The following is an 11,295-nucleotide window of genomic DNA, read 5'->3' as shown; positions in this document are numbered from 1 at the left end:
TTGAGCAGGGCGTCGGCGGCGTAGATCCCGGCGGGGCCGGCTCCGACGATGGCTACCCGCAGGGGGCGCGGCATGATCAGGTTCCCTTCGAGTGAGGACAATCGATCTCGAACGGGAAGCCTAAACTAAGGCAGTCCTAAGTTTGTACGCGGGTCCGGTCTATGACCTCATAAGCCGATCTTATGACGTGTATCGGGTCCGGCTGATGACTTCCGCGCTGTCATGGTGGTCTCCCGGTGCTTGGCGGGCGCCCCGGGTATGCACCAACCTGTCCTCTGCGGCGCACCGAGGCGCGGTGGCCGGAGGGCGAGGGGTGAGAGCGTGGACGCACGCGTGGAGACGACCGTCGCGGTCACCGGCGGCAGCGGATTCGTCGGCAGCCATCTGGTGCGCAGGCTGCTGGAGCGCGGCTACCGGGTCCACGCGACCGTCCGGCGCGTCTCCGCCGCGGCCAAGGTCCGTCCCCTGTGGGAACTCCAGGAGGCCTTCCCCGGCCGGCTCGCCCTGTTCGAGGCCGACCTGCTCAAGGACGGCTCCTTCGACGAGGCGTTCCGCGGCTGTGCGACCGTCTTCCACGTGGCCTCACCGTTCCTGATGCCGGAGCGGATCAAGGACGGCCAACGGGACGTCGTGGACCCGGCATTGCTCGGCACCCGCAACGTGCTCGCGAGCGTGGACCGTACCCCGGACGTGGCGACCCTGGTCTTCACCTCCACCGTGGGCGCGATCTTCGGCGACTACTCCGACGTCCGCGAGATGGCCGGCGAGATCCTGACGGAGAAGTACTTCAACACCACCAGCACGGTGGCCGGCAACCCCTACCACTACGCCAAGACGGTCGCCGAACGAGCCGCCTGGGACGCCGAGGCCGCCCAGGACCGCTGGCGCATGGTCTCCGTCAACCCCGGCCTGATTCTGGGCCCTTCGCTCACGCCCGCCTCCGAGTCCGGCAGCCTGTTCCTGCTGGACGAGCTGTTCAAGGGCTACTTCTGCTACGGCGCCCCGGACTTCAGCTTCACCACCGCGGACGTCCGCGACGTGGCCGACGCGCACATCGCGGCGGCGGAGAACCCGGCGGCGGGCGGCCGTTACATCGTGGCCAACGAGACGATGATGTCCTTCCACGAGATGTCCCGGATCATCCGCACCCGCCGTCCCTGGGATCCGCGTCTGCCGCGCACCGCGCTCCCGCACTGGCCGGTACGGATCCTCGGCCCGTCCTTCGGTCTCACCCAGGACTACATACGCAAGCACCTCGGCATCCGCTTCCGCGTCGACAACAGCCGCGGCGTCCACGAACTGGGCCTCACCTACCGGCCTGTCGAGCAGACCCTCCTGGACCACCACGAGAGCTGGCGCACGCGGCGGCGGAGGGTCTGACCCCGACGGCGGGGTTTCAGGCCGGGCGGACCACCCGGTGGATCGCCGACTCCCCGGCGTTGTAGATCGACTCCTCGCGGATGGACGCCCCCGGGCTCGGTGCGTGGATCATCATGCCGTTGCCCGCGTAGACCCCGACGTGGCTGTCGTTGTCGAAGAAGAAGACCAGGTCACCGGGCTCGATGGCGGCCAGCGTCAGCGGGGTGCCGGCGAAGGTCTGGTCCGGCGCGCTGCGCGGCAGCGACACCCCGGCGGCACGCCAGGCGGCCTGGGTGAGGCTGGCGCAGTCGTACGACTCCGGACCGGTCGCGCCCCAGACACAGGGGCGCCCGATCTGCGCCCGGGCGAACGCCAGCGCCTTCATGGCCTTGCCGGGCTCGGCCGCGGCACCGGGCACGAGGAAGGAGCCGGTGTCGGTGACGGCGCCGGGCGCGAAGGTGGCCGCGGCGGCGGCCGGGGGCACGGTGGGGAGCGGGGCGGTGACCACGGGCGGCGCGGTCGGGACGGGGGCGGTGACCACCGGGGGCGCGGCCGGGACAGGGGCGGCGGCGGGGAGCGGGGCCGGGGCGACCGGGGCCGCGGTGGCCATCGCCATGGGGGGCGCGGTCATCGCGGCGGGGGACGCCATCATCGCCCACGGAGGGTCCGTCACCGCCGTGGGTATCACTGCCGTGGGCATCGGCGCCTGGGGCGCGGGCATCGCCGGGGCGGTGGCGTAGGCGGCGGCCGCGGGCTGCATTCCGGTGGCGTAGGCGCCCATGTCGGCGGCGGGTGCGCCGGGGAAGGCGCCGGTGCCGAGGTCGGCCTGCGGCATGGCGGCGGGGGCCGGCACGGCGTAGGCGGCGGGATAGACGGTCTCCGCCGCGGCCGGGGGCACGCTGGCGTAGGCGGCGGTCGCGGCCGGCGCCATACCGGGGAAGGAACCGGTGTCCATCGGACCCGGGACGGGCGCGGCGGACATGGCGGGGGCGGCGGTCGGGAACGCGCCGGTGTTGGTGGGGGCGGCCGTCGGGAAGGCGCCCGTGTTCGTGGGGGTCACGGTCGGGAAGGCGCCGGTGTCGTCCGGCATCGGGAACGTGCCGGTGGCGCCCGGGGTCATGACCCGGAAGGAGCCGGTGTCGCCGGGGCTCGCGGGCGGCATGGCACCGGCGTCCATGGCGGTCACGGCCGGGAAGGCGGTTGTGGCGCCCGGGGTCATGATGCGGAAGCCACCCGTGTCCGCAGGGGACGTGGGCTGGGCGGCGCCCGGGGTCATGACGCGGAAGGAGCCGCTGTCCGTCGCGGGCACCGTCGGGATGGCACCCGTGTCCGTCACGGTCATCGCGGGGAAGGCGCCCGTACCGGTCAGGGCGTCGGTCCGGAAGGAGCCGGTGTCGCCGTACTGGCCGGGCATGCCGGCGGGGGCCGGCCACTGCTGGGCCGGGACCTGGGCCTCGGGCGTGGGCCAAGGGGTCTGGGCGGCCGGGGCCGGCTGCGAGGCCGGCGCGGCCGGTTCGAGTGCCGCGATCGCGCGCTGCCCGGTGCGCCGCGACAGCACCTCGCGCGCCTTGGCGATCTTCAGCTGGCTCTTGGTCTTGGACGTGCCCGGGGTGGCACGCTGCGGTGCGGCGGGGGGCAGCGCCTTGGACGCGCTCGACGGTCCCGGGGGCAGCGCCGCGGGGGACCCGGCCGTCAGTTCCAGCTTCGGACGCTCCGGCAGTTCACGGACGACCTCGATGTCGCTGTTCGCGGACGACCCCGCGGGCAGTTCCGGCCGGGACGGGCCGGAGCCCTCCAACTGGCCCAGCAGATCGGCGGCCATGGCGCTGACCGGCCGCCGCGGGCCGGGCCGGGCAGGCTGCCGGTCGGAGGGCAGCGCCGCCGGGACACTCGGCCCCAGTCGCGATCGCGCGCCGTCGAACCACTCCCGGGCGATGCTCTCGAGGCCCGGGTCGTCACGCCGGGGCCGCTTGAACAGCGGGACACCGCGGGACCGCGAGCCCCCGTTCATCGCACGTGTGGCGTTGTAGTTCCCGGTGGCGTTCTCGGCCTGGTCGTAGAGGCTGTCGATCCGCTGTCGAACCTCGTCACGGCTCTCGGGCGCCATGGGGGTCGTGCTCCTTCCGTGCTCCGCCTACCGAGTTAGCTGTCGGGTTCGGGCGGGTCGATCCGGAAGGCATGCCCTACGGTCCTTGCCCCTAAGGGCAGTTGACCGATTCACCCCAGTGGTTCGGTTGGGTCCCCGGCTCCGGAACGCCCCGTTGGGCACCGGATTAGGCGGAGGCCGCGCGGCCCGACGGGATTCGCCGGGGGGAGCCGAGCGGCTTGCCCGTCAACTTAGCCAACTTGTGTCACTCGTGTGAAGGTTGAAGTGCGTAATGTCCGATACGTAATTGTGATGTTCGTCGTAGCGTTCGAGATCCGGCCGTGCGGGACGGCATTTCGCCCGCATCCCGCTCCCGTCGTGAGGCCGTCGGAGCGGTGCCGTCGGCTGCCTGAGGAGCCGGCTTCCTGTGAGGTCACCGTGAATTTCCGGGACCGTTGAACACGGTGGCGCCATGCCGCGTATAGGGCGGGGGATTTCCATGTCCGGCCGACCACGACACGCAGGGGAACGACCTTGAGACCCAACAGGCGCAGACGCCCGACCGGCGCACAACGCGCGACCTTCGCAGCGGTCGCTCTGATGCTCGGCGGCGGAGTACTGGTCGCGGTGAACGTCTACGCCTCGGCCACCGAAGGCGGTTCGGACCAGTCCGGCCAGACCGCCAACGCCCAGGTGCTGTCCGCGCCCACCGTCTACTGCCCCGACGTCGGCAGCCGGCTGACGGACGTGCCCGATGCGGCCCGGGCCGACGTCGACGGTGAACTCGCGCAGCTGGACCAGCAGATCGCGGCCGCCTACCAGCAGCTCAAGGAGTCGGCCGCGGCGATCCAGCAGAACCCCGGCCTCGCCGACCAGACGATCCTGGATCCGCTGAAGGAGAAGCGGTCCGAATCCCTCCAGCGCATCGCCGACGCCATCGACCGCGAGGGCGACCGCCCCCAGGGCCTCGACGACCTCGCCGCCTGCACCCTGCGCTCCTCCGACCAGGGCGCCGGGCAGTCGGCAGCACCGCAGGACGGCGCCACGCCGAGCCAGAGCGCCAGCGCGAGTGCCAGTGCCGGCGCGGGTGCGGGGATCGGCGGCCAGGGCGGCAACGGCCCCGTCGCCGCCGACTACGCCGACATCACCAGCGTCCAGCCCAACGTCGCGACCCCGGCCGAGCAGCCCGGCGGCTCCACCGGCACCTTCGCCTCCAGCTGCGGCGTCAACGCGAACGGCCTGTTCAACTCGGACAACGTGATCGTCGCGCCCGGTGTCTCCAACGGCGCCCATCACTTCCACGACTACATCGGCAACCAGTCCAACAACGCCTTCGCCAGCGACGACGACCTCGCGAACGCCGACACCAGCTGTGCGGACCAGGGCGACAAGTCCACGTACTACTGGCCCGTGCTGCGGCTGCAGAACGGCAAGCAGGAGCGGGACGCCGACAAGCCGGGCGGCGGCACCGAGGGCAACGCCGGGCAGATCGTCACGGCGAAGCAGGTCACGCTCACCTTCGAGGGCAACCCGACCTCCAAGGTCACCGAGATGCCGCGGCTGCTGCGCATCATCACCGGTGACGCCAAGGCCTTCGTCAACGGCCCGGCCAACGCCAACGCCTCCTGGAGCTGCACCGGTTTCGAGGACCGGCAGCTCAAGGACAAGTACCCGCTCTGTCCCTCGGGCAGTGACGTCGTCCGCACGTTCAAGTTCCAGAGCTGCTGGGACGGCCGGAACATCGACAGCGCCAACCACCGCACCCATGTGGCGTTCGCCGCGGCCGACGGCAGCTGCGCTGCCGGTTTCCAGGCGATCCCGCAGCTGGTGCAGCGCATCGTCTACGACGTCGACGCGCCGAGCCTCCAGGACGGCGGCCGTACGGTCCCGCTGTTCTCGGTGGACTCGTTCCCCGAGCAGCTGCACAAGCCGGTCACCGACCACGGCGACTTCATCAACGTCTTCGACGAGAGCCTGATGCGGAAGATGGTCGACTGCATCAACTCCGGCCGTACCTGCGGGGCGGGGGCCGACGAGCAGCCGCCGTCGCAGAGCGCCGAACCCGACCCGTCCGAGTCGGCGAGCCCGGAGAACCCGCCGTCCGACACGGCGAGCCCGGTCACCGAGCCGAGCGACACGGCCACCCCGGCCGACCCGCCGGCCGAGACCGAGAGCGCCCAGCCCTCCGAGCCGCCGGCCGAGCCGTCCGAGCCGGCCGCGACGAAGACCGACGCCGGCGACAGCGGTCTGCCGCAGGTCTACACGAGTGCCTCGCCCAAGAAGTCGTCGGGTACGGGGGGCGGTGTCATCAGTCGGCCGACCGAGCGGCCCGCGACCCAGACCCCCGACACGGCGACGGGCACGGCGACCGAGGCCGGTGCCGCTCCGGCCGGCCAGGAGGCCCCGTCCACCGCACCCCAGACCGAGCCGCAGGCCGTCCAGGGTGATCTCGCCGAGACCGGCGCCCACCTGTGGCCGGCTGTCTTCGGCGGGCTGCTGCTGGCCGCCGGGTTCGTGCTGCTGTGGCGCACCCGGTGGAGGAACTCGGCCTGACGCGGTCGACGCGGCTCCGCCTGACCCCTGTGTCCGGGGTCAGGCGGAGCGCAGCGTCTGCTGGGCGAGCTCGAACGCGGGGAGCATCTCTTCGTGCTCCGCGCTGTCGAGCCCGCCCAGGTGCAGTACGACGGGTCCGCGGGGCGTGACCACGGCCAGCGCGGACTCCCTCTTGGTCTCGTCCAGCAGCTCGCTCGTGTAGACGTAGTCGACCCGTACCCCGGCGAGCCCGCCCGACGTGAAGGTCCGGTACTTGGCCTCGCTGGTGCCGTCCTCGGCGGCCACGAAGGCCCGCAGCACCGCGCCGGCGTCACCGCTGCCCGGCTTTCCGGTCGACACCCGCAGAAAGCCGATGGCCCCGGCGGGCTTGGCGTCGATCTCGCAGGCCAGGGTCACCGGACCCTGACGCAGCAGGCTCTCCGCCAGGTCGCCGTCCGTGCCGTCCGAGGCGACCGCGGCCAGGCCGTCGACGGCCTTGGCCTGCCAGCCGCGGGCGATGTCGAACGTGACCGGCAGCGCACAGGCCGAACCGGCGGCGCCGACCGTGCCCCCGCTCTGGGCCGCCCCGCTGGAGGCCTGCCCCGAGTCCGTGACGTCGGTCGCGCGCGCCGACACCCCGCACCCCGTCAGCAGCCCCGCGAGCAGCGCGAGCGCGAGCGGTACGGCTTTTCTCCCCAGGGTCCCCACCCGTTGCCTCCCCTTCGGCGTCCCCGGCGGGTCACTGTAATCGAGGGCGCCGACACGGCTGGACGGATTTCCGACCAGTGAGCATTTGTTGACGGGCTGTCATGTTACTGAACCGTAACCTGACGACTGCTACCGCGGGTAACAAGGCGCTCGCTACCGTCGGGGACTCCCCGCACCACCTCCCACGTCCCGCACGTCAAGGAGGTACCCCCATGCCCGTTCGCATCCGCCTGCTGGCCACCGCCGTCGCCGCTGCCGCCTGCCTCTGTGTCCAGACCGCGCAGGCCACGGTCTCCCGGGCGGAGGTCTCCCGGGGCGTCACCATCCCCGCCTTCTACGATCCGCCCACCGGCCTCCCCACGGCCGACGGCACCCTCATCCGCACCGAATCCCTCCCGCTGGCCCTGAGTCTGCCCAGCCTGCCGGGTCCGCTGCCGGGCCGTGCGACCCGGCTGATGTACAAGTCCACCGACTCGGCGGGCGGCCCCGTCGCGGTCACCGGCGCCTACATCGAGCCGACGCTGCCCTGGCTCGGCCCCGGTGCCCGCCCGCTGGTCGCCCTGGCGCCCGGCACCATGGGCCAGGGCGACCAGTGCGCCGCCTCCCTGGGCCTGGAGCACCCGCTGGTCCTCAACGGCCAGACGGTGTCCGTCGGTTACGAGGACCTGTCGATCTACCGGCTGCTCGCCGAGGGCGTCGCGGTCGTCGTCACCGACTACGTCGGGCTCGGCGCGACCGACCGGCTGCACACCTACGTCAACCGGCTGGACGGCGCCCACGCGGTCCTGGACGCCGTACGCGCCGCCCGCAGCGTGCCCGGCGCCTCGGTCACCGCCGCCTCGCGGGTTGGCCTGTTCGGCTACAGCCAGGGCGGCGGCGCGACCGCGGCGGCCGCCGAACTCCAGCCCGACTACGCCCCGGACGTCACCCTCTCCGGCACCTACGCCGGGGCGCCGCCCGCCGACCTCACCGCCGTCACCGCGGCCATCGACGGCACGGACCTGGCCGGTGCCCTCGGCTGGGCGGTGAACGGCTTCGTCCAGTCCGACCCGGCGCTGCGGCCGATCGTCGACGCCCACCTCGGCGCCGCGGGCCGGGCCGCCCTAGCCGACCTGTCGACGATGTGCGTCGGTGACGCGCTCCTCGCCTACGGCTCCCAGCACAGCACTGCCTGGACCACCGACGGCAGCTCCATCTCCGACATCATCGGTGAGGAGCCCGCCCTCCAGGCCTTCCTGGACGACCAGCGCATCGGCAGGACGGCACCGGCGAGCCCGGTCCGGCTGGCGACCGGCGCCAGCGACGACCTCGTCCCGCACGCCCAGGCCCGCCGGCTCGCCGTCGACTGGTGCGACGAAGGCGCGGACGTCACCTATGTGCCGGTCGTGCTGCCGGACGCGGGCCGCGCCCTGCTGAACCACTTCGCGCCCCTGCTGACCGACCAGGGCGACGCCGTCGCCTGGCTCACGGCCCGGCTGTCCGGCCTGCCGGCCGTCTCCAACTGCTGGACCATGCCCGTACAGCCCTGACCGGCGGCCCCACCGTTTGCCGTCGGCGGGCCACGCACGGCAGGGTGCCGGTGTGCCTACCTTGCTGATCGTCCATCACACCCCCTCGCCGCACTGCCAGGCCATGTTCGAGGCCGTGGTCTCCGGGGCGACGACCCCGGAGATCGAGGGCGTCCGGGTCGTGCGGCGGGCGGCGCTGTCCGCCACGGCCTCCGACGTGCTGGCGGCCGACGGCTACCTCCTCGGAACCCCGGCCAACCTCGGATATGTCTCCGGCGCCCTCAAACACTTCTTCGACCAGATCTACTACCCGTGCCTGGACGAGACACAGGGCCGTCCCTTCGGCGCCTACGTGCACGGCGGCAACGACGTCACCGGCGCCCTGCGCGCCCTCGACTCCATCACCACGGGGCTCGGCTGGCGCCGGGCGGCCCAGCCGGTCACCGTGACGGGCGAGCCCGGCAAGGCCGACATCGAGGCGTGCTGGGAACTTGGGGCGACCGTCGCCGCCGGCCTCGCCGAAGACGCCTGAGGCGCTCTGCGCGGCGCCCTCCGTCACCCGCATGGACGAAGGTGCGCGCGCCCGGTCCAGGGCACACGATGGGACCAGGCCATGTCGTCGATCCGAGGGAGCGTCGGATGGCAGCGCATGGGCATGCCTCCGGGCCGCCCACGGAGGAACTGCTGCGGGATTGCGCCCGTGACGTCGTGGACGTCGCCGAGGGCATCCGCGAGGTCTGCGCACGGACCAGCTCCGTCCTCTTCGCCCCGGCGCTGACGAGTTCCGCGCGCCACCGCCCGCGCACCGGCTGCGCCGCCCGCTGGGCGCTGCTGCGGGCGCTCACCAACAGTCAGGGGCTCGGCGGTTCGGCGATCGTGGCACCGGACGGCATGGGCCGGCTGCTCGGCGCGGCGGGGGAGGCGCTGGGCCGGGAGAGCCTCGCCGCGCTGGTGGCGGTCACCTCCCTGCGGCTGAGGATCGCCGCCGTCCTGCTCGACCACCCCGAGTTCGGGCGCGACCCGGGCATGCGCCGGCTGACGGCCGCGGTCACCGCCGACCGGGACCTGGAGGCCGTCCGCGCGCTGCGGTCCCTGTTCAAGGACCGGGGCGCCCAGCGGGCCCTGTCCCAACTGGCCCCGATCCTGGCCGAACTCCTGGCCATCCGCGGCCTGCTGGGCGAGGACCCGGTCAACGACGAGACGGCCTGGGCGCTCGCCGCCGGCCGTGAGCTGACCACCGGCCCGGTGCGGGGCATCAGCGCCGCCCACCCCTCAGCCACGGACCGGGACGAAGGCGCCGTCCAGGCCGTCGAACCGTCCACCCGGGAGGCCCGGGGCATCGCCACCGAGGGCTCGCTGCTCGCCTTCCTGCGCAACCTGGACGTCCTCGACGCCGGGGGCCGTGTCCTGGTCCAGGAGGTGCGTGGCCCCGACGACGTGCTCCGGTACGTCGTCCAGGCACCCGGCACGGCCGCCGGCCGCCCCCGCGACGACTCCCCGCAGAACTTCGCCGACGCCTGGCGCAACCTGTTCATGGCCGACTCGCCCTACACCCGCTCGATCCTGCTGGCGATCCGGGACCACGGTGTCCCGCGCGGCGCCGACCTCGCGCTCGTCGGGCACGGCGAGGGCGGGATCGCGCTGCTGAACCTCGCCCAGGACGAGGAGTTCTGCCGTGCCTACCGGGTCACCCACGTGGTCACCGTCGGCTCCCCGACCGGCGACAGGAGGCCCGCCGACCCGCGCACCTGGGTCGCCGGCATCACCAACCGGCACGACATCGTCCCGGCCCTCGACGACCGCGGCGCCGGCTCCGCCTTCGACCCGCACCCCAACGGGTACCGGGCCGACTACACCGGCCCCGACCACGAGTTCCCGCACTGCCACCTGCTCCGCGTCTACATCGACCACCTGGAGACGGTGATCCCGCAGGTCACCCGGGACGTCGACCAGGCCCTCACCCCCTACCGGGGCCCGGTGGAACGCACCCGCGTCTACCGGTTCGAGGACCCCGCCCGGCCGCCCGAGGGCTACCCCCTGCTGACCGTCCCCACCACCAGCGTCCCCACCTCGGCGGGCCCGGTCGACGTGCCGGTCCGCTACTACGACTCCTCCGCCGCCCACCTGTGCTACCCGGTCGACACCGACGTCGCCCGCAGTCTGCTGCCGGACGTCACCTGGATGGTCCCCGCCCGCTTCGGCCGCCGCGCCCTGGCCGTGCTCTCCCTCTACGAGCACCGCTGCACCACCATCGGCCCCTACACCGAACTCGGCCTGTCCGTCCTGGTCGACGACCTGTGGCGGCCGCACGCCTACGACCTCGCCAGGGACCTGCTGCGCCGCGTCGACCTGCGCCGCACCGGACGGTACGTCGTCTCGCTCGCCGTCGGCACCGAGGAGGCGCGGGCGGTGGCCGAGGAGCTCTGGGCCCAGCCGGCCGTGCACGGATCCGCCGAGGTCGCCCTGCAAGGACGTGCCCTGCGGGTCGAGGCACCGGAACTGGGCCTGAGCGTCGAGGGCGGTCCCGGCCCCGGTGTGCGCTGTCCGGAGGCGGACTGGGTGCTCTACGGCCGCCGGGGCGACAGCACCGTACGCACCTTGGTCCGCGCCGCCGGCCGACCGCGCCTCCACGCCCGCCCCCGGGTACGGCTGCGGCTCGACGGCGGGCACGGGCCGCTGGCCCGCCACCTCCAGATCCTCGAACTCGACACCGTCCGGCCCGGGTTCGTCCTGACCAGCCCGCGGTTCGTGGCCCACAGAAGCGCCGGCGCGCTGCTGCCGCGCTGAGCCCGAGAACAGGTGCGCCCCATGGTGACCGAACCCCGTCCCGCCACCGCCGCTCCCGAACTCCTCGCGTACGTCGACGACCTGAGAGTCGACGCCGACCGGATGGACGGGTACGCGCAACGGCTGCGCGGTGCCGCCGTCACCCTGGCCGGCTGCGCCGAGGCACCGGAGTGGAGCGGGACCACCCTGGAGCGGCAGGCGACGGCCTGCGCGGCCGCGGCAGCCCAACTGCGCTCCGCGGCCACGGCCTTGCTGGCCCACGCGGCGAACTGACCGGCGGCCGCCCGGACGCCGGGCGTACCGCGGGCCGCCGGT

8 protein-coding genes and 1 riboswitch are annotated in these 11,295 nt (G+C 73.4%); of the genes, 6 read left to right on the top strand and 2 right to left on the bottom strand.

The window, feature by feature from the left end; translation table 11 throughout:
* Positions 1–321: 321 nt before the first annotated feature.
* Positions 322–1,380, top strand: coding sequence for an NAD-dependent epimerase/dehydratase family protein (locus ACGFZQ_RS35805; RefSeq protein WP_393843848.1), 1,059 nt, complete (start codon positions 322–324; stop codon positions 1,378–1,380).
* Positions 1,381–1,396: 16 nt separating this feature from the next.
* On the opposite strand, the gene ACGFZQ_RS35800 is transcribed toward ACGFZQ_RS35805, so the two are convergent.
* On the bottom strand, positions 1,397–3,466 hold the full coding sequence (locus ACGFZQ_RS35800) for an NlpC/P60 family protein (RefSeq protein ID WP_393843847.1): 2,070 nt from the start codon (positions 3,464–3,466) through the stop codon (positions 1,397–1,399).
* Positions 3,467–3,474: 8 nt separating this feature from the next.
* Positions 3,475–3,649: riboswitch (cyclic di-AMP (ydaO/yuaA leader) on the bottom strand.
* A gap of 396 nt (positions 3,650–4,045) precedes the next feature.
* Between ACGFZQ_RS35800 and ACGFZQ_RS35795 the strand changes: the two genes are divergently transcribed.
* Entirely contained in the window at positions 4,046–5,998 is a 1,953-nt protein-coding gene (locus ACGFZQ_RS35795) for a DUF1996 domain-containing protein (protein WP_393843862.1), read from the top strand.
* 39 nt (positions 5,999–6,037) lie between these two features.
* On the opposite strand, the gene ACGFZQ_RS35790 is transcribed toward ACGFZQ_RS35795, so the two are convergent.
* The gene (locus ACGFZQ_RS35790) at positions 6,038–6,685 is read right to left on the bottom strand and encodes a lipoprotein (RefSeq protein WP_393843846.1); all 648 of its coding nucleotides are present in this window, start codon (positions 6,683–6,685) and stop codon (positions 6,038–6,040) included.
* 212 nt (positions 6,686–6,897) lie between these two features.
* On the opposite strand from ACGFZQ_RS35790, the gene ACGFZQ_RS35785 reads away from it, so the two are divergent.
* From ACGFZQ_RS35785 to ACGFZQ_RS35770, 4 genes are all read left to right on the top strand, one after another.
* Positions 6,898–8,214 carry a lipase family protein gene (locus ACGFZQ_RS35785; RefSeq protein ID WP_351734248.1) on the top strand — a complete coding sequence of 439 codons (1,317 nt, stop codon included), beginning with the start codon at positions 6,898–6,900 and terminating at the stop codon, positions 8,212–8,214.
* Positions 8,215–8,266: 52 nt separating this feature from the next.
* Complete coding sequence (locus ACGFZQ_RS35780) at positions 8,267–8,725, top strand: flavodoxin family protein (RefSeq protein WP_393843845.1); 459 nt, start codon at positions 8,267–8,269, stop codon at positions 8,723–8,725.
* 107 nt (positions 8,726–8,832) lie between these two features.
* Complete coding sequence (locus ACGFZQ_RS35775; protein WP_393843844.1) at positions 8,833–10,980, top strand: hypothetical protein; 2,148 nt, start codon at positions 8,833–8,835, stop codon at positions 10,978–10,980.
* 21 nt (positions 10,981–11,001) lie between these two features.
* The gene (locus ACGFZQ_RS35770; RefSeq protein ID WP_351734254.1) at positions 11,002–11,253 is read left to right on the top strand and encodes a hypothetical protein; all 252 of its coding nucleotides are present in this window, start codon (positions 11,002–11,004) and stop codon (positions 11,251–11,253) included.
* Positions 11,254–11,295: the final 42 nt, after the last annotated feature.

The sequence above is a fragment of the Streptomyces sp. NPDC048254 genome (assembly GCF_043201895.1).
In the GTDB taxonomy this organism is placed as follows: Bacteria; Actinomycetota; Actinomycetes; order Streptomycetales; family Streptomycetaceae; genus Streptomyces.
Note: the sequence above shows the minus strand (reverse complement) of the source record. Positions and strands in the feature narration are given on the sequence as shown.

Bases quoted from the DNA above. Each gene is read 5' to 3' on its own strand.
- ACGFZQ_RS35775 (WP_393843844.1), top strand. From the start codon at position 8,833: ATGGCAGCGCATGGGCATGCCTCCGGGCCGCCCACGGAGGAACTGCTG.
- ACGFZQ_RS35800 (WP_393843847.1), bottom strand. From the start codon at position 3,466: ATGGCGCCCGAGAGCCGTGACGAGGTTCGACAGCGGATCGACAGCCTC.
- ACGFZQ_RS35770 (WP_351734254.1), top strand. From the start codon at position 11,002: ATGGTGACCGAACCCCGTCCCGCCACCGCCGCTCCCGAACTCCTCGCG.
- ACGFZQ_RS35785 (WP_351734248.1), top strand. From the start codon at position 6,898: ATGCCCGTTCGCATCCGCCTGCTGGCCACCGCCGTCGCCGCTGCCGCC.
- ACGFZQ_RS35795 (WP_393843862.1), top strand. From the start codon at position 4,046: ATGCTCGGCGGCGGAGTACTGGTCGCGGTGAACGTCTACGCCTCGGCC.